This is a genomic window from Streptomyces sp. NRRL F-5755 (assembly GCF_001279365.1).
Taxonomy (GTDB): Bacteria; Actinomycetota; Actinomycetes; order Streptomycetales; family Streptomycetaceae; genus Streptomyces; species Streptomyces rimosus.
Genome location: NZ_LGCW01000261.1, coordinates 37,815 through 55,462 on the forward strand (window position 1 = coordinate 37,815; position 17,648 = coordinate 55,462).

Sequence of the window (17,648 nt, forward strand, 5' to 3'; positions counted from 1 at the left end):
CACCTGTGTCCGGGCCCCGGCCGGGCGCCCGGGGCCCGGGCACGGGTTCCGACCGCCGGACCCCGGCCGGGACGGTGTGTGGTGCACGGGCCCGCGAGGCACAACCCTGGGGAAGAGCCCGCGCTGAAGGAGTCCGTGATGCAGGAACCCGGGACGCAAGGGAACAGCCCCCGCACCGTCGGCGACGTGATGACCCGCACCGTGATCAGCATCGGCCGCGCCGCCCCGTTCAAGGAAATCGTCCGCACGATGGAGCAGTGGAAGGTCAGCGCCCTGCCCGTCGTCGAGGGCGAGGGGCGGGTGGTCGGCGTGGTGTCCGAGGCGGACCTGCTGCCCAAGGAGGAGTTCCGCGACCACACGCCCTCCCGCATCGAGCAGATGCGGGTCCTGGACGCCCTGATCAAGTCCGGTGGGGTGACCGCCGACGAGCTGATGACCGCGCCCGCCGTGACGGTGCACGCGGACGCCACCCTGGCCCAGGCGGCGCGCACCATGGCCTGGTACCGCATCAAGCGGATGCCGGTGGTGGACGCCGTGGGGCGGCTCGAAGGCGTCGTCAGCCGCAGTGACCTGCTCAAGGTCTTCCTCCGCGAGGACGAGGACATCGCCGAGGAGGTCCGCCGCACGGTCGTCGGCCAGCTCTTCGCCCACCGCGTGCACGAGCTGACCGTCGAGGTGTCCGAGGGCATCGTCACGCTCTCCGGCACCCTGGCCGACACCACGCTCATACCGGTGGCCGCGCGGCTGGCCCGCGCGGTCGAAGGGGTGGTCGAGGTCGACATACGGCTGAGGGGCGGCCCGGAACGGCCGTAAGGGGCGGGGCCGCCCCGCCCCACGCTCCGGGCGGCCCGGCGGCGCGTCCGACAGGTCCGTACAGCACGGGCAAGCACGACGCGCCAGCCACTTTTCAGACATCACGCGCTGTTCATCGGCACGACACCTTCATACGGCAACCGGTTGTTAGCTTACCGAGAAGTAGTAATCGCCTACATCCGTAGGGAGAAATACTTCATGACCACCGAGGCCGACATCGCCGCCGTTGAGGTGAATTCCCCCACGACCGCATTCCGTACCTATGCCGAATCGATTCTCGACGTGCTGTCCGCCGCACCGGACCGCCCCGTCGTCACCACGGCGGACGGCCGGCAGGTCACCGCCGGGGAATTCCACGACGACGTCTACCGCATCGCGCGCGAATTGCGCGGCTGGGGCATCGGGCGCGGCAGCACCGTGTCCCTGCTCTCCGGCAACCGGCCCGAAGCCCTCACCGCCCGGTACGCGGCCAATCTGCTCGGCGCCCGCGCCGTCTTCCTGTACCAGGGCATGGCCCCCGAGACGCTGGCACACATCGCCCGGAGCGTGGACACCGCACTGCTGCTCGTCGACCCGGAACTGCCGGAGGCCGCCGAAAGCCTGCTGGCCCACGCGCGGCCCCCGTACGTCCTCTCCTTCGGCCCCGGTGCGCACGGCCAGGACCTGCTGGCGCGCGCCGCGCGGCACGAGCCCCGCCCCGTACGGAGCGCGGCACGCCCCGAGGACGACTGGTGCATCCGCCACACCGGCGGCACCACCGGCGTCCCCAAGGGCGTCCGGATGCCGCACGGCCCCTACGAGGCCATGCTCGCCTTCGGCTCCCTCGGCGCCGGCGAACCGCCCCGCTTCCTGGCCTGCACCACCCTCGCCCACGTGGCCGGCAACATCGCCGACGCCACCCTCCTGGCCGGCGGCTCCGTGGTCCTCCAGGACTCCTTCGACCCCGGCCGGGTGCTCGCCGCGGTCGAACGCGAGCGGATCAGCCACCTGTGGCTGCTGCCCCCGCTGATCTACCGCCTGCTCGACCACCCCGCCCTGGCCGGCACCGACCTGTCCAGCATCCGGCGGATCTCCTACGGCGGCTGCGCCGCGTCACCGACCCGGCTGCGGCAGGCCCACGAGACCTTCGGCGCCGTCCTGTTCGGCGGTTACGGCCAGTCCGAGGCGGGCCATGTCACCGTCATCGGCCCCGACGAGCACGCGAAGATGCCCGAGAACGGGCAGGCCACGGTCGGCCGCGTGATCCCCGGCGTCGAGGTCGCGATCCACGACGAGCACGGCGCCCCCGTACCCGTCGGCGCGGTGGGCGAGATCCGGGTCCGCTCCGGCCAGGCCATGACCGGCTACTGGAAGCAGCCCGAACTGACCGCACAGGTGCTGCGCGACGGGTGGGTGCACACCGGTGACCTCGGCCACCTCGACCACGAGGGCTACCTCTACATCGTCGACCGGCTCAAGGACATGATCATCGTGGTGGGCGGCCACGTCTACACCGGCGAGCTGGAGGACCTGCTGCTCACCCACCCGGACATCGCCCACTGCGCGGCGTTCGGCGTGCGCGGCCCGGACGCCGGCGAGGAGGTGCACATCGCGGTCGTCCCCGTACCCGAACGCCCGCTCGACCTGGACCAGGTGCGGGAGTACGTCACCCGGCACAAGGGCGCGATGTACGCGCCCTCCGGAATGCACCTGGTCACGGAGATCCCGCTGACCCCGGTGGGCAAGCCCGACAAGAAGCGGATTCGGGCGATGCTGGGCGGGTGAAGGAGGGCCGGGGCCAGGAGCGGCGAAAGACGCGCGCATTCATGGCCCCCCGGCCCCCGCCTCCCACGCGCCCCCGCTCAGGCTTTCCGCCGCCCCGCGAAGAATTCCACGATGGCGGAATTCACCAGCTCCGGCTTTTCCAGATACCCGTAATGACCGCACCCGGCCAGCTCGGTATACGCGGCGCCGGGAATGCACTCGGCGACCTCGCGCACCAGTTGCGGGCGGACGATCCGGTCGTCCCCGAATCCGATGACCAGGCACGGGCAGCGAATGGCCCGGTACGCGGGCCGCCGGTCCCGGATCACCTGAAGGCCCAACTGGCCGCGGACACCGGTGAAATCGGTCGCCGCCGTCATCTCGAAGATGTCCAGCCAGCCCCGCAGCCGTTCCTCGTCGGCGAGCGTCTCTCCCGACAGATACTGCAGGGCCTGGACGTAGGCGGCGTACCGGGGCGGGAGCACGGCCCCGCTGTCGCACAGGGCGATCTCGGCCGACGCCATCACACCGACCAGCGTGTCCGCCCGGCCGATGGTCGCCATCAGCACGGCCTGACCGACGAGTCCGGGCCGGGCGACGAGCAGTTCCTGTACGACGATCGACCCCAGCGAGAAACCCACGACGCGGCACGGCCCCGGGCTCACATGGGCGATGAGACCGGCGAGGTCGGCCGCCATGTCGTCGAGCGTGAACGGGCGCTCGGGGTGGCCGTTCGGCGTGACGCCCCGGTGGTCGAAGGTGATCACCCGGTATCCGGCCGCGGTCAGGGCCGGCACCTGGTGCGCGCGCCACACCCGTCCGGGCGCGCCGGTCCCGGTGACCATCACGACCGGCTCCCCGGACCCGTACTCCTCGTACGCGAGACGCATTCCGTTCGTCCTCAGCACCGGCATCGGCCCGTCCCCTCCCCCGCCCACGGAACAACCCGGGCATCCACACCATCACAGCAGATCCGATCGGCCGCGCACCGATGTCCAACCGACCGATCTCCCGCGGCACCCCCGCTCTCATCACGCCACTCGGTGGCCGCCCGACCCCTTGTGCCGTGCCGCGCGAACGTTTCCTATGGCAGCAGGCCCGAAAACCCGTCCTGCTGACCGTCGCCGGTCGAGAGAGGCAGTCGTATGCGGAGCGTGGGTGTGGAAGAAGAACTGCTCCTGGTGGATCCGCACTCGGGGGAGCCGCGAGCTGTCGCCGGGACCGTGCTGGCCTCGACTCCGCACGATTCCACGCTGGACAAGGAACTGCACCGCGAGCAGCTGGAGATCGCCACCCGCCCCAGGACGCTGATCGAGGACCTGGCCGAGGAGGTCGGCCGCTGGCGCGGCGAGGCGGCACACCGGGCGCGCCGGGCCGGTACGGAACTGGCGGCCCTGGCCACCTCTCCCCTGCCCGTCACGCCGTCCCTCAGCGTGGACGAGCGCTACCAGCGGCTGGAGGAGGAGTTCGGCCGTACCGCGCAGGAGCAGCTGGCCTGCGGCTGCCACATCCACGTGGCCGTGGAGTCCGACGACGAGGGCGTGGCCGTACTGGACCGCATCCGCCCCTGGCTGCCGACACTCCTGGCCCTGAGCGCCAACTCGCCCTTCTGGCAGGGCAAGGACACCCGGTACAGCAGCTACCGGAGCCGGGTATGGGGCCGTTGGCCGTCCTCCGGGCCGATGGAGCCGTTCGGGAGCGCGGAGAACTATCACCGGCGGGTACAGGAGATGCTGGCGACCGGCACCCTGCTCGACGAGGGCATGATCTACTTCGACGCCCGGCTGTCGCGCCACTACCCCACCGTCGAGATCAGAGTCGCCGACGTGTGCTTGCAGTCCGACGACACGGTGCTGCTCGCCGCGCTGACCCGCGGACTGGTCGAGACGGCCGCCCGCGCGTGGCGCGCGGGCGAGCCGCCGGACTCCGCCGGGATCGGCCTGCTGCGGCTCGCCACCTGGCGGGCCGGCCGGTCGGGCCTGTCCGGCCGGCTCGTCCACCCGCTCACCTGGACCCCGGCCCCCGCCGAAGCCGTGGTCCGCGCCCTCCTCGACCACGTCAGCGAGGCCCTGGAGGACATCGGCGACCTGACCCTCGCCAAGGAGGGCCTCGACACCCTGATGGGCCGCGGCAACGGGGCCCAGGTTCAGCGGGAACTGCTGGGGCGTACGGGGGACCTGCGGTCGGTCGTCGGGGAATGCGTACGGCGTACCGCGGCCTGAGGGGGCAGGGTGCGGGTGGCGGGTTACGGGGGCAGGTCGCGGGCAACGGTGAGCCCCCGGGGAAAATGCCGCATATGGACGACGCCTTCACGCTCCTCCGGCACGCGACCGGACTGCTTCCCGCAGGGGCCCGCACCACAAGCGGCGCCGCCATCGAGGACGTGCACGACAGCCGGCGGCAGCAGGACTGGGAGTTCGTGCTCGACCTCCTCCTGGAGTTCGGCGACGAGCACCCCATCCCCGCGGCCTTCTGGCCGCTCCTCACGGACGCCGCGCGCCAACTCCGGCTGCCGGACATCGCCGAGTGGTGCGGCTGGCGGGCCGGGGAAGCGCGGTTCGGCACGGTACGGGCCTGGCTGAGCCTGCGGAGGACGGCGGAGGGCGGGCGCCGGTCCCCGTTCCCGGGCCGGGGACAGCTCGACCCGCTCTGGGACATCGGCAACCGTGCCCCCGGCGGAGACCGCGCCTTCAACTTCGCCCGCCTATGGGTCGAAGGGACACCCGAACTATCCCCGGGCGAGAGCGCAATGATCCGCCTGGCCCCCCTGAGCCCCGACCAGTGGCGCCACCTCGCCCCCGGCGACGCGATCACCCTGCACGAGGGGCAGCCGGTACTCGGCACGGCCACGATCACCGAGGTCGCACCACCCCTGATCTGACGCCCACCGCCTTGCCGGGGCGGGCCGCGGCCGCTTCGCCTGCGCCCTGTAATGTTCGCGGAGGCGATCATCGGGAGGGGTGGGCGAATGACGGATGGGCTCCGGTTCAGCTGGGAATTGAGCGGCAGCGGATGGGCTACATGCCGTATCGCGAACGGCTCCTCAGAACTCAAGCGCTTCGTCAGCTACTGCACGGACGCCCTTGCCGACCTGCTCAACGGCGTCGCCGGGCTCTACGGCCCGGACCCGGTCCAGCGATTCTCCTTCGACCTCGAACCGGTCGAGGTCCGATGGGTCCTCCGGAGCAAAGGCCCGGACGTCGACATCGCGATTCATCAGTTCCCCGACATCTACAAGAGCTTCGGCGTCCCGGACCGGGAAGGCACCCTTGCCTGGGCCTCCACGCATTCCCGCAGCCGCCTGAGCCATGTCGTCCTCCATGCAGCGCAGTCGGTGCTGCAACTCCATGGCGAGGGCGGGTACCTGGCGCAGTGGAAGCTCCACCCCTTTCCCCTGGCCTCGTTGCAGAACCTCCGTGATGTGCACCTTCAGCACGACGGATGCGCACTCCGCCACGACGACGCGTCTTTGCGTACCGCGGACTCCGAGGCGGCAGAATCCGGAACGGCGGCCCGCTGACCACCACTCAATCGACCCATTCCACCATCGCCATTCCCTGCCGCGCGGCGCCGCGGTAGAAGTCCGTCAGCGCGGCCACGTGGTCTTCGAGGTATTTCCTCAAGTCACCGTGGAATATTCCGAAACCGCAGACGGCAGCCGCCGAATCGGCGTCGGCGGGAAGCTCCCGCAAGAGGCTGCCCACATCGATGGCGTCCAAGCGCCGCGCCACCTCGGCCACCACCGACGGTGCCAGCAGCGCGGGCGGCGCTCCGAATCCGTCGTACACCTCGGGGTGGTCGAGAAAGCGCACACTGTCCGCGTTCTCACCTTTGACGCTGCGCCGCAAGACTCCGGTCCACTCACACGCGACATCGGCCTCCTGGCAGTAGCGAAGCAGGCCCCACACGGCCCAGTCGAGGTCCAGTACATCCTCGTCGGGCGGGTTCCATTCCGGATCGCCATCGGCTGAGGCAGCGGCGTTGCGCCGGCACTGCGCCACATACGCTTCGGAAACGCGCGCGAGGTGTTGCGTGAGAGCCATAGCGACAGTATCCGGTTGGGGTATGCGCAGGTGGAAGGGATTATTCGGGATTCGGTGTGCCACCGGCGCGCGACTCCGAAGTCGCACCCCGATCATCCGCCGCGCACTCGCTCAGCGCCCCCAGTTTCCCGGCCGTCCCGTCGTCCGACGGCATGCAGGAGACCAGCGTGACCCCTGGCGTGTCGACCGGTGTGAGTTTGACGTAGTCGAAAGTCAGGCGGCCCAGCTGCGGGTGGTCGAAGACGCGGCGGGTGGGTCGGAATTCGGCGATGTCGTGGGTGTCCCACCAGGCGCGGAATTCCTCGCTGCGTTCGCGGAGTTCGGTGGTCAGGCGGGTGAACGCCGGGTCACCGGTGTGCCGGTCGGCGCTGGCCCGGTACTGCTCCAGCAGCGTACGGGCCTGGTCGGGCCAGTCGGCCAGGAGCGTACGGATGCGGGGGTCGGTGAACACCAGGCGGAGCAAATTGCGTTCGGGATCGTCCCAGCGGGCCGGGTCCCCGATGAGGCCCGCTTCGGCGCGGTTCCAGGCCAGCAGGTCCCAGTTGGCGGCGACCACGTACGCCGGGTGCGGGTCGAGCGCGTCCACGAGCCGTTGCAACGGCCGGCCTCCGGCCCGTACCGCGTCGGGTGCCGGCAACGGCTGTCCGGCCAGGGCGAACAGGTGGCGGGTCTCGGCCGGGGACAGGCACAGGACCCGGGCCAGGCTGTGCAGCACCTGGCGGCTCACGGTGATGTCCCTGGCCTGTTCGAGCCACGTGTACCACGTGACGCTGACACCCGACAGGGTCGCGACCTCCTCGCGGCGCAGTCCGGGGGTACGGCGGCGCGGGCCCGCCGGGAGGCCCGCGTCACCGGGGGCGATGCGTTCCCGGCGGGAGCGGAGGAAGGCGGCCAGCACCCGGCGCCGTTCCGGGCCGGGTTCCGTTCCCGCCCCGCTCGCCACGGTCTCGCGCCGCCCGTCCGTCCCGGCTTCGCGCCCGCTCATCGCGCTTCTTCCCCCGCCCGTTCACCCGTTCAGTACGCGTGTACCCCGTCGTCGCTCCCAGCGCTTCCGGCCTCAGGGGGGTACCGCCGCCACCAGCATAAATGGCCTCTGTACCCGCGCCCGGGCCCGGATGAGGGTCGGGATCATGACGTACACCAGGCCACCGGCCGACTCCGGACCCGACGTCCGTGATGCGGACGCGGATCACGCCCATGCCCTCGCCGCGCCATCCCCCTGGCGCGCCCTGTCCGTCGTCCTCATCGGCATCTTCGTGGCCGTGCTGGACACCTTCATCGTCCTCGTGGCCACTCCGGCCATCCAGCAGGACCTGCACGCCTCGGACGCGGATGTGCAGCTCGTCCTCGCCGGCTACCAGCTCGCCTACGCCGTCGCCCTGATCACCGGCGCCCGTCTCGGCGACCTGATCGGCCGCAAACGGTGCTTCCTGATCGGTATGGCTCTCTTCACGCTCGCTTCGGCGGCCTGTGCTGCCGCGCCCGGCGCCGGGGCGCTGATCGGCGCGCGGCTCGTCCAGGGGCTCGGCGCCGCCGTGATGTCCCCGCAGGTCTTCTCGACGATCCAGGTGCTGCTGCCGCCGGAGCGGCGCGCGCGGGCGTTCGGGGTGCTCGGGGCGGTCATCGGTACGGCCGGGGTCGCCGGGCAGCTCCTCGGCGGCGTGCTGGTCTCCGCCGACCTCTTCGGCACGTCCTGGCGCCCGATCTTCTGGGTGAACGTGCCCGTCGGCCTGCTCACGCTGGCGCTGGCGGCCGCCCTCGTCCCCGAGTCGCGGGCCCCGGAGGCGCGCCGCCTCGACCTGGCGGGCGCGGCCGTCCTGACGCCCGCGCTCTTTCTCCTCGTCGTACCGCTGGTCGAGGGCCGGGAGGCCGGCTGGCCGCTGTGGACGTGGCTCAGCCTGGCCCTGGGGGCACTGGCCCTCGTCGCGTTCGCGCGCGTGGAACGCCGGGTGGAGGCGCGCGGCGGTTCCCCTCTCGTACGGCTGCGTCTGCTGCGGTCGCGCGCCTTCGCGGTCGGGATGGTGCTGGTCCTGCTCGCCTACTTCGGGATCAACTCCTTCTTCCTGGTCCTGTCCGTCACCCTTCAGGACGGCCTCGGCCTGGGCACTCTCGCCGCCGGTGCCTGCTACCTGCCTTTCGCGGCGGCCTTCTTCGCCGGCAGCCTCGCCGCCGGGCGCCTGGCCCGTTACGGGCGGCGCCCGTTGCAGGCCGGGGCGCTCGTCCTCGGCCTCGGTCACGCGGCCGCCATCGCCGTCGTCCTCCAGGCCGGGCCCGCGCTCACCGCCCGGTCCCTCGCCGTACCGCTGCTGGTGATCGGCGCGGGCACGGGCGTACTGGTCACACCGCTGCTCAATGCCGTACTCGCCCGCGTACGTCCCGCGGAGATCGGCATGGCCTCCGGCATCCTCTCCACCGGCCAGCAGGTGGGCGGCTCGGTCGGCGTCGCCGCCATCGGCGTGATCTTCTACGGCACGCTGGGCGGCTCCGCACACCACGACCCGGGCGCGTACGGGTCCGCCCTGGCCGCCGCGCTGGCCTTCTGTCTGGCACTGGCCGCGGCGGTGTCCGTCCTGCTGCGTGCACTGCCACAGCCGCCCGGTGCGCAGCGGTAGGTGTCCGGGCCACCGAGCGGAATCCCCGTGGAAAGATCACCCCACTACCCACGCACGGTTTCGGTGACGGAGGACGACGATGTTCGCGATATCCCTGGGCGACGACGGTGCGGTGCTGTGCCCCCTCGAACCCTGGCAGGCCGGGGAGTTGCTGGCCCACATCGACCGGGGGCGGGAATTCATCGGGCAGTACAACGGCCTGCCGGAGGTGCTGGAGGACTTGGACGCGTGCCGCGCGTTCCTCCGTACGTACGCGGAGAAGGTCGCCTCCGACACCGGGCACCTGTACGGAATCCGGACCGACGGCACGCTGGTCGGCGCGGTCTTCTTCCGGACGATGGACGTCGCGCAGGGCACCGCCGAGGTGGGCTGCTGGCTGGAGCCGGCGGCGGCGGGCAAGGGGCTGGTGACCCGGGCCGTACGGGTGCTCATCGACTGGGCCGTGGAGGAGCGGGGCATCCACCGCGTGGAGTGGTGGGCCGCGGCGGAGAACGTGCCCAGCATCGCGGTGGCCCGGCGGCTGGGGATGACGCGGGACGGGGTCGCGCGCCAGAGCTATCTGTACCGGGGCAAGCGGCACGACATGGAGATCTGGTCGGTGCTGGCGCCGGAGTGGCGGGCGCAGCGGTCGGCGGATCGCTGACCCCCGGCAGGCGATCGGCATGGCAATCGGCGGGCCCCGGTTGGCCCCCAGCTGACCACGGCCGGCGCTGAAGGCCGTCACCGGCCCCTTGCGCGCCGGGTACCGCGGAAGTTGTACAACCTCTGCCGCTACCGCCGTTGGCGGAGCCCGGACATCAACTCCTGGTTGACCCCGATTTCCCTTCGTGGGTTGACGAAGGGCACCACGCCGCACGGATAGCTTCTCCCCCGTGCCGCGCTGAGGCGAACGGGGAGCGTCACCGCCGGAGTCGCCGCGGCGCCGTACGGCCATCAGTGGGCGTACCGGTACGGCCGATCACATGCGCGTCGGCCGGGCCGGTGGTGCCCCATGACCCGAAGGGGGAACGCAATGCGACCGAATACCGTGACGAGGGTCCTCGTCAGTGTCACCGCAGCCGTCGGAATCGCCGCCGGGGGCCTGGCGGGGGCGGGCGCCGGCTACGCGGCGTCCGCGCCGGCGGCCCAGCCGGCGGTGAGCGCCGAGGCCGTCACCGTGCTCGCGGTGAACAACCTCGGTCTGTCCGTCGCGGAGGCCAAGAAGGTCCAGCGGTGGCTCAAGACGTACTGGCGGTACACCGGAGCGATCGACGGGCAGCTGGGCACGGACAGCTGGAAGGCGTTCCAGCGCTGCCTGAAGGCGAACTGGGGCTACACCGGGGCGATCGACGGGAAGGTCGGGTCCGGCACCATCAAGGCGCTGCAGCGTCTGCTGAAGCACAGCTGGGGCTACACCGGCCGGATCGACGGTGAGGCCGGCACGAAGACCAAGGCCGCGTTCAAGCGGTTCGCCAACGGCATCTAGTGTCTCGCCGACATCAGGTGCCCTTCGGTGCCTGATGTCCCGTCGGCCTTCCGTGTCCTCGCACGGTGGCTGAACGGCGGCGGACCGGCGGACCGCGTCGGGCGGCGCGCCGGCATCGGCGTGCCGCCCGATCGCCGGTGCACGGGCCGGTGGTTACGGTGGTTACGAAGCCTCCGTCACCGGGCAGCCCGGTGCTGACCGGTCCGGTGGCCACCGCCCAGATGCCGCCCGGGTTCCGGCCAGGCCAGGGTCATCCCAGCCGACGTATCGGCGCCCCCTGAAGGAACGCCTCGATGTTCTCGACGGCCTGGCCGTAATACGTACGGTAGTTGTCCCGGGACACATAACCGAGATGCGGCGTGGCCAGCAGCCGCGGTGCCGTGCGCATCGGGTGATCGGCGGGCAGCGGCTCGGTGTCGAAGACGTCGACGCCCGCGCCGGCGATCCGGCCCTCGTGCAGCACGGCGAGCAGGGCGTCCTGGTCGACGATGGCCGCGCGTGAGGTGTTCACCAGGTACGCGGTCGGCTTGAGCAGGGCCAGTTCGGGGGCGCCGAGCAGGCCGCGGGTGCGGTCGCCCAGGGCCAGGTGGACCGAGACGAAGTCGCTGGTGCGGAGCAGTTCCTCCAGGTCCGCCGCGAGGCCGGTGCCGACCTCGTCGGTCCGCGCCTTGGTGAGGTTCCGGCTCCAGGCCACCACATCCATGCCGAACGCCGCGCCGACCTGGGCGACCCGGCTGCCGATCTTGCCGAGTCCGAGCAGGCCGAGCCGCTTGCCGTGCAGGTCGGCGCCGACCGTGGACTGCCAGGGGCCGCCCGCGCGGAGCGCGTTGTGCTCGGTGACCACGCCACGGGCGAGGCCGAGGAGCAGGGCCCAGGTCAGTTCGACGGGCGGGGCGGACGAACTGGCCGTACCGCACACGGTCACGCCGTGCTCCGCCGCCGCCGCGAAGTCGATCACGGAGTTGCGCATGCCCGAGGCGACGAGGAGCTTGAGCCGGGGCAGCCGGGCGAACAGCCCCGCCGGGAACGGCACCCGCTCGCGCAGCGTGACGACGATGTCGAAGCCGGCCAGCGCCGCGGCCAGTTCGTCCTCGGTGGCGAAGTGCCGGGTGAATCCGGTGACCTCCACCCGGTCCTGGACGGGGCTCCAGTCGGCGGCGGTCGTGGCGATGTCCTGGTAGTCGTCGAGCACGGCACAGCGCAGGTGCATGGCGGGTGTCTCCGTGGGTGCGGTGGGTGGTCGGGTGCCCGGCCCGCCGGGGCCACGCGGCACGGTGATCACATTAGGGGCGCGGGGCGATGGCCGTACCGCGGCTCGGCATCAAAAAATGTAAAGGCCATCAAGAAACCCTGACGGTGATTCGCCCGAGCCGGTAGAAGAGTGTTTCATGAACGACTTCTCCGGCTTCCGAAGCATCCCGACCACCACCCTCGCCGATCTCCTGGGCCGCGCGCAGGTCATGGACATCGGCATCCGCCCCCTGTGGTCCCCCGTCCCGCGCGTGGCCGGTCCCGCGTTCACCGTGCGGTGCCCGCCGGGTGACAACCTGATGCTGCACGCGGCCGTGCACCGGGCAGAGCCGGGTGCGGTCATCGTCGTCGAGTCGGGGGACATGGACTACGCACTGGCGGGAGGAAACGTTTGTGCCGTCGCCCGGCGGCGCGGGGTCGCGGCGATCGTGGCGGACGGGCTGATCCGTGACCTCGGCGAGGTACGCGAGGCCGGTTTCCCCGTGTTCGCACGCGGGGTCATCCCCGTTCCCGGGTCGAAGGCAGCCGTCGCGCCGCTCGGCGAACCGGTGCGCTGCGGCGGTGTGACCGTACGCGCCGGTGACATCGTGGTGGCCGACGAAGAGGGCGTCGTGGTCACCCCCGGGCCCGGGGACCGCCAGGGACAGGTGCTCGCCGACGCCCGGGAGAAGCTGGCCAAGGAGGCGGACGAGACCCTCGACGCCTGGGAGGCGGCCCATCGGGCCCGTATCGACACGATCCTGCGCGATCAGGGGTTCATGGAGTGAGCGTCCCGCCATCGGGCCCGGGAACGGCCGCTCCGGGGAGCGTCCAGTGGACCGGCACCGCCACCGGCAGCGTGACCGCGTAGTAGCGGTGCCATTCGATCGCGTCGGCGGGCACCGCCAGGCGCAGATCGGCGGTCCGCCCCAGCAGTACGCGCAGCGTCTCCGCGGCCTGCATGCGGGCGACCGGGCCGCCCGGGCAGCGGTGCCGCCCGTCGCTGAACCGCAGGTGCGGGCCGGGCTCCCGGTCGATGTCGAGGCGGTGCGGGTCGGGGAAGACCCGCGGGTCGCGGTTGGCCGCGTCGGTGGACACCAAGACGAGGTCGCCCTCCCGTACGAGAACGCCGCCCAGCAGCACGTCCTCGCGCGCGTTGCGGGGCAGCGCGTCGCCCAGGAAGACCGTCCAGCGCAGCAGTTCGTCGACGGCCCGCGGCAGCAGCCCGGGGTCCTTCCGCAGCCGGGCCGTCACCTCCGGGTGCTGCATCAGCCCCACGGTCGCCGCGCCGAGGAAGGTGGCGGGGTTGCCGAACTGGGAGATGAGGAGGAAGACGAAGAGGTCGGCGACCTCCTCCTCGCTCAGTACGCCGGACGCGTCGCTGAGGGTGATGAGGCGGCCCAGCAGTCCGGCGCCGGACGCGCGCAGCCCGGGAAGCCGTCCCAGCATCCAGGTAAGGGCCAGGTTCCAGCTCTCCGGCACGCCCTGCATGCTCTCCGGGCCGGTACGGAAGATGTTGAAGAGCTCGGCGTTGTCCGGGCAGCCTTCCGGGTCCAGGCCCAGCAGTTCCATGGTGAGCGCGCGGGAGAGCGGCATGATGAACCCGTCCATCAGATCGCCCGGTTGCTCTCCGGCCAGAAAGGTGTCCAGCAGCCCGCCGGCGATCTCCCGCACGCGGCCCGGTGTCAGGTACCGCTGGTGCGGTCCCACGCCTTGGAAGAGGTCCTGAAGGAGGCCCGCGTTCTCGCACTGGGTGCGGATGTCGGTGACCGAGAGCGGTGGGATGAGGGGGTCCTGCCGGGGCATCCAGGGGTCGGAGGTGAGGGTGAGGCTGAAGCGGCGGTCCCGGAGTACCGAGCGCACCAGTTCGTGGCCGGTCACCAGCCAGGCGTCGGTACCGGTGTTGGTCCGTACGCGCTGGATCGGGCGGTGGACCACCGATTCGGCCAGCTCGGGCGCGAGGTGGTCACCCCGGAAGGCGAAGGGGTATCGAGGGAGACGTCCGGCGTCCGGCATGGGCTGGTGCTCCTTGTCTCGGCCTGGAGGGAGGGGCGGAGGGCAGGGTGTTTCAAGGGGCAGCGGTGTCCCGGGGCGGGACAAGGGTGTCCCCGGGCGCGTAGCCGCTCTTTCCGCGCGTCAGGTCTGCGACGGGCCGATCGCCGGTGCCTCCGTGGGCGGGGCGGGCGGCCGGGCGGCCAGGCGCAGGGCGTCGTCCACGGACTTGGCGTGCTGGACGAGCTGCCGGTCGGCGTCGGACAGGAACCCTTCGTCGCGGGCGTGGTCGAGCATCCGGCTGAGGGGGGTGAAGAATCCGCCGTCGTCCAGGAGCACGATGCGCTTGCGGTGCAGGCCCAGTTGCGCCCAGGCGGTGATCTCGAAGAGTTCCTCCAGCGTGCCGTAACCGCCCGGGAGGGCGAGAAAGGCGTCGCTCCGGGAGTGCATCAGGGCCTTGCGCTCGTGCATCGACCCGACGATGCGCAGCTCGGTCAGGTCGCGCCGCCCGTACTCCCGGTCCATCAGCGCCTGCGGGATCACCCCGGTGATGCTGCCGCCCTCGGCGAGCACCGCGTCGGACAGGGCGCCCATCACGCCGACGCCGCCCGCACCGTAGACGACGTGGATGCCGCGCCGGGCGCATGTCTGCCCCAGCCGTGCGGCGAGTTGGACGTGTGTGGTCCGCACGCCCGCACTGGCGCCGCAGAACACACACAGCCTCTTGAGCGTGCCGTCGGCCGGGCGTGCCGTGGCCGCGTCCCCGGTGGAGCCGGTGTGCGGGTTCGGGTGCGGGTTCATGGCGTCGTCCTCTTCTTTCGTCCGTTGCGGACCGCCCGCAGCAGTCCCGCCGCCGCGGGCGCGGGGAGCAGGCCGGCCAGGCGTGCGGCGGGGTCGACGAGCAGGTCCCGGTCCGCCGGGCCCGTACCGGCCGCGGCCACTTCGACGCCCAGGAAGTCGGCGATGTAGCGCAGGAAGTCGCGCGCCTCGGGCGGGAGCTGGTCGAAGCGGGTCAGGCCGCGGGTGCGGGGGCGCCAGCCGGGCAGCCAGCAGTACAGCGGGCGGCAGCGTTCCAGATACGCGTGGTCCGGTACGAATTCGCCGTACTCGCCGTTCGGCATCTGGTACCCGACGCACACACCGATACGGTCGAAGCCGTCCAGGATGTCGAGCTTGGTCACCACCACGCTCGTGTAGCGGTTGAAGCCGGCGGCCCACCGCGCGTGCGCGAGGTCCAGCCAGCCGCAGCGCCGGGAGCGGCCCGTGGTGGTGCCGAACTCCTCCCCGGTCCGGCGCAGGCGGTCGCCGAGTTCACCGGCGTCCTCGGTGACGAAGGGGCCGTTGCCGACCATGGTCTGGTACGCCTTCAGCACGCCGATCCGGTGGCCGACCAGCGAGCCGTCCAGGCCGGTGCCGCTGGTGACGGAGTAGAAGGCGGTGGGCGAGGTCGTCACGTACGGGTACGTGCCGTGCTCCACGTCGAGCACCGGGCCCTGGGCGCCCTCCAGCAGGACCGAATACCCCGCTTCGACCGCGGCGTCGAGCAGCGCGACCGTGTCCGTGGCCAGGGACAGCAGCAGGTTGCGGTAGGTCTCCAGCCACTCAAGGTCGCTGTCGGCGTGGCCGGACGGCAGGCCGAAGAAGCGGATGTTCTGCTCGATCCGGCGCCGCAGCAGGCCGGGGTCCCGCAGGTCGCGCACCCGGATGCCGATGCGGTTGGCCTTGCTGACGTTGGCCGGGCCGATGCCGCGGCGGGTGGTGCCGATCACGTCCGAGCAGCGTCCGCCGCCGCTCTCCTGGCGGCCGTCGACGAGCCGGTGCAACGGCAGTACGAGATGGGCCCGGTCGCTGATCACCAGCCGTCGGCGCAGCGCCGGTACGTGCGGGGCGAACGACGCGACCTCCTCGGCGAGGGTCTGCGGGTTGACCAGCACGCCGTTGGCGATGACACCGAGCACGCCGGGGTGGCGCAGCCCGGACGGCAGCAGATGATTCTTGAGGGTGTGTTCGCCGCCCTCTGCGCCCCGGAAGACCGTGGTGTGCCCGGCGTTGTCCCCGCCCTGTACCCGGGCGGCGATCTGGTGCGCGGGCGCCAGCCGGTCGGTCATGGCGCCCTTGCCGCCGTCGCCCTGCTGGAGGTCTCCCACCCAGGTGAGGTGCTGCCGCTCCGGCGGCGGGCCCGCCGTCCGCGTCAGCGGGGCCAGCAGCGCGCTGCGCCGTGCCTGACGCGACGCGCCGAGTGCGGGCCACAGGGCACGCGGGTCGCAGGGCGGCACGCGGTCGCGCGGCTCGTCGGGCGGCCGGGCCTGGGGGACGGCCGGTGACGGGGCGGGGGCTGTCGTCTCCTGGGCGAGGGCAGAGTCGGGGGCAGGGCCTGGGTCGGGCATGCGGGCCTCCACGGGGAGTGCGGGGAAAGGGGTCGCCGGGCCCCGGCGGAGCCGGTTCCGGGAACGCGGTCAGGGAGCCGTGGCCCGGGGAGCCGGGGACCACGGCCAGGGTCCGGGGCTGGTGGGGACCGGAGCCGGGGGTCCGAGGGCGGGGACCAGGGGCCGGAGGTCCGTGACCGGAGGCCGAGAGCCGGGGCCCGGAGCCAGGGCCGGGCACGGGTGTGGGCAGCGCGGCGGCTCCGGTTCCGTACGCGGGGGCCGATTCCGTACGCAGGGCCGGTGCTGTCGCGGGTGCCGCGCCGGCGCCGGGCCGGCTACGGACGTGAAGAACCTGAGGTGATCGGCCGACGGCGGGTGCGGCCCGGCGGCCGGGCAGCCACGGAGCGCCGCCGGGCAACTCCGGGAGCCCCGGTGCCGCTTCGCCTCCGCAGTGTGGACACGTTCGCCACGATTTCTGCGCAACCGCACCCCTCCGCAAACCCCTTGCCGGGCAGCGTCACCCGCACCACGGGGCGCACGGCGGCGTGGACGGTGGTACACCGCTCCCGGCAGGCTCGTATTTGCTCACCGGAACGTTCCGCGTCATCCGCATGAGTGAACACCGACAGCGCATAGCTGGGTAACTGCCTAGTGCACCCGTTTTTCCGGGTGATGTGGAGGTCAGGGCGACACGCCCGGCCGGCCCCGCCGCGCCGGACGCGGTACGCGGCACCCGGCCGACCGCCCCCGGCGGCGTCCCGCCGAACGCGCCGGCCGGCTCTTCCCGCCCGGCCCTCCCCGCGTTCCCCTTCTCCGTCCCCCCGCACACGAAGAGGTGTGTCTGACATGTCCCTTGCGATGACTACGGCCGACCGGGAGGCGTTCCTCGCCGGTGCCCACGTGGCCGTGCTGGGCGTCGGCGCCCCGGACGGGCCACCGCTGCTCGTACCCGTCTGGTACGCCTACCGGCCGGGCGGCGAGATCGTCGTCCTGACCGGCCGGAAGTCCGTCAAGGCCCGGCGTATCCGCGCGGCGGGCCGGCTCGGCCTCTGCGTGCAGCGGGAGACGGCTCCGTACAAGTACGTCAGCGTCGAGGGCCCGGTGACCGCCTTCGAGGACCGGGTGGACGCGGCCGAGCGGGCGGCGCTGGCCCACCGCTATCTGCCGCCGGAGACCGCCCGCGCCTACCTGGCCGCGACGGCGGACCAGCTCACCACCGACGTGACCGTACGGATGCGCCCCGAGCGGTGGCGCACCGCCGACTTCGCCTCCTTCGCCGCCGCGTTCAGCTGACCCGGACCGCCAGAACCCGCCGATTCCCCCTCCGCCGGCCTCCCTTTCTCCCCTCCCGTCCCGGCCGTTCCGGCCCGTCGACCGTTCCGAG

The 17,648-nt window shown here is 72.2% G+C and carries 17 protein-coding genes; 10 read left to right on the plus strand and 7 right to left on the minus strand.

Translation table 11 applies throughout. From position 1 onward, the window contains the following. Window positions 1-138 precede the first annotated feature (138 nt). Together ADK86_RS21660 and ADK86_RS21665 are read left to right on the plus strand one after the other, a co-directional pair. Complete coding sequence (locus tag ADK86_RS21660) at window positions 139-813, plus strand: CBS domain-containing protein (protein WP_053698068.1); 675 nt, start codon at window positions 139-141, stop codon at window positions 811-813. Window positions 814-1,011: 198 nt separating this feature from the next. After that, entirely contained in the window at window positions 1,012-2,577 is a 1,566-nt protein-coding gene (locus ADK86_RS21665) for an AMP-binding protein (RefSeq protein WP_053698069.1), read from the plus strand. A gap of 77 nt (window positions 2,578-2,654) precedes the next feature. Here the strand turns inward: ADK86_RS21665 and ADK86_RS21670 are convergent, their stop codons facing one another. Next, the gene (locus ADK86_RS21670; RefSeq protein ID WP_053698070.1) at window positions 2,655-3,470 is read right to left on the minus strand and encodes an alpha/beta fold hydrolase; all 816 of its coding nucleotides are present in this window, start codon (window positions 3,468-3,470) and stop codon (window positions 2,655-2,657) included. Between the two features lie 231 nt (window positions 3,471-3,701). Here ADK86_RS21670 and ADK86_RS21675 point away from each other — a divergent pair, with 231 nt between their 5' ends. From ADK86_RS21675 to ADK86_RS21685, 3 genes are all read left to right on the plus strand, one after another. After that, a complete protein-coding gene (locus tag ADK86_RS21675) occupies window positions 3,702-4,778 on the plus strand; it encodes a glutamate--cysteine ligase (protein WP_053698071.1) in 1,077 nt (358 codons plus the stop codon). Between the two features lie 74 nt (window positions 4,779-4,852). After that, window positions 4,853-5,437: a hypothetical protein gene (locus ADK86_RS21680; protein ID WP_234345965.1), complete on the plus strand. Its 585-nt coding sequence runs from the start codon at window positions 4,853-4,855 to the stop codon at window positions 5,435-5,437. An 87-nt stretch (window positions 5,438-5,524) separates the two neighbouring features. Beyond that, complete coding sequence (locus ADK86_RS21685; protein WP_053698112.1) at window positions 5,525-6,076, plus strand: hypothetical protein; 552 nt, start codon at window positions 5,525-5,527, stop codon at window positions 6,074-6,076. A 7-nt stretch (window positions 6,077-6,083) separates the two neighbouring features. On the opposite strand, the gene ADK86_RS21690 is transcribed toward ADK86_RS21685, so the two are convergent. Together ADK86_RS21690 and ADK86_RS21695 are read right to left on the minus strand one after the other, a co-directional pair. Beyond that, window positions 6,084-6,599 carry a DUF1877 family protein gene (locus ADK86_RS21690; protein WP_053698073.1) on the minus strand — a complete coding sequence of 172 codons (516 nt, stop codon included), beginning with the start codon at window positions 6,597-6,599 and terminating at the stop codon, window positions 6,084-6,086. A 40-nt stretch (window positions 6,600-6,639) separates the two neighbouring features. Continuing rightward, window positions 6,640-7,584 carry a helix-turn-helix transcriptional regulator gene (locus ADK86_RS21695; protein WP_063789053.1) on the minus strand — a complete coding sequence of 315 codons (945 nt, stop codon included), beginning with the start codon at window positions 7,582-7,584 and terminating at the stop codon, window positions 6,640-6,642. A gap of 145 nt (window positions 7,585-7,729) precedes the next feature. Here ADK86_RS21695 and ADK86_RS21700 point away from each other — a divergent pair, with 145 nt between their 5' ends. The 3 genes from ADK86_RS21700 to ADK86_RS21710 all read left to right on the plus strand — a co-directional run bounded on the left by ADK86_RS21700 (window position 7,730) and on the right by ADK86_RS21710 (window position 10,676). Continuing rightward, window positions 7,730-9,211 carry an MFS transporter gene (locus ADK86_RS21700; RefSeq protein WP_053698074.1) on the plus strand — a complete coding sequence of 494 codons (1,482 nt, stop codon included), beginning with the start codon at window positions 7,730-7,732 and terminating at the stop codon, window positions 9,209-9,211. Window positions 9,212-9,290: 79 nt separating this feature from the next. Then, window positions 9,291-9,854, plus strand: a complete 564-nt coding sequence (locus tag ADK86_RS21705) for a GNAT family N-acetyltransferase (RefSeq protein WP_053698075.1) — start codon at window positions 9,291-9,293, stop codon at window positions 9,852-9,854. Between the two features lie 369 nt (window positions 9,855-10,223). Beyond that, window positions 10,224-10,676 (plus strand): peptidoglycan-binding protein, encoded by a 453-nt coding sequence (locus ADK86_RS21710; RefSeq protein WP_053698076.1) that lies wholly within the window; start codon window positions 10,224-10,226, stop codon window positions 10,674-10,676. A gap of 250 nt (window positions 10,677-10,926) precedes the next feature. Here the strand turns inward: ADK86_RS21710 and ADK86_RS21715 are convergent, their stop codons facing one another. Continuing rightward, window positions 10,927-11,886, minus strand: a complete 960-nt coding sequence (locus ADK86_RS21715; RefSeq protein WP_053698077.1) for a D-2-hydroxyacid dehydrogenase family protein — start codon at window positions 11,884-11,886, stop codon at window positions 10,927-10,929. A 178-nt stretch (window positions 11,887-12,064) separates the two neighbouring features. Here ADK86_RS21715 and ADK86_RS21720 point away from each other — a divergent pair, with 178 nt between their 5' ends. Further along, the gene (locus tag ADK86_RS21720; protein ID WP_053698078.1) at window positions 12,065-12,694 is read left to right on the plus strand and encodes an RraA family protein; all 630 of its coding nucleotides are present in this window, start codon (window positions 12,065-12,067) and stop codon (window positions 12,692-12,694) included. Here ADK86_RS21720 and ADK86_RS21725 read toward each other — a convergent pair. The 3 genes from ADK86_RS21725 to ADK86_RS21735 all read right to left on the minus strand — a co-directional run bounded on the left by ADK86_RS21725 (window position 12,684) and on the right by ADK86_RS21735 (window position 16,285). Then, on the minus strand, window positions 12,684-13,922 hold the full coding sequence (locus tag ADK86_RS21725; protein ID WP_053698079.1) for a cytochrome P450: 1,239 nt from the start codon (window positions 13,920-13,922) through the stop codon (window positions 12,684-12,686). The genes ADK86_RS21720 and ADK86_RS21725 overlap by 11 nt on opposite strands. A 120-nt stretch (window positions 13,923-14,042) precedes the next feature. Continuing rightward, the gene (locus tag ADK86_RS21730) at window positions 14,043-14,699 is read right to left on the minus strand and encodes a TIGR00730 family Rossman fold protein (protein ID WP_053698080.1); all 657 of its coding nucleotides are present in this window, start codon (window positions 14,697-14,699) and stop codon (window positions 14,043-14,045) included. After that, entirely contained in the window at window positions 14,696-16,285 is a 1,590-nt protein-coding gene (locus ADK86_RS21735) for an adenylosuccinate synthetase (RefSeq protein WP_078952171.1), read from the minus strand. The genes ADK86_RS21730 and ADK86_RS21735 overlap by 4 nt, the downstream gene beginning before the upstream one ends. 825 nt (window positions 16,286-17,110) lie before the next feature. Here ADK86_RS21735 and ADK86_RS21740 point away from each other — a divergent pair. Then, window positions 17,111-17,557, plus strand: coding sequence for a pyridoxamine 5'-phosphate oxidase family protein (locus ADK86_RS21740; RefSeq protein WP_053698082.1), 447 nt, complete (start codon window positions 17,111-17,113; stop codon window positions 17,555-17,557). Window positions 17,558-17,648 lie beyond the last annotated feature (91 nt).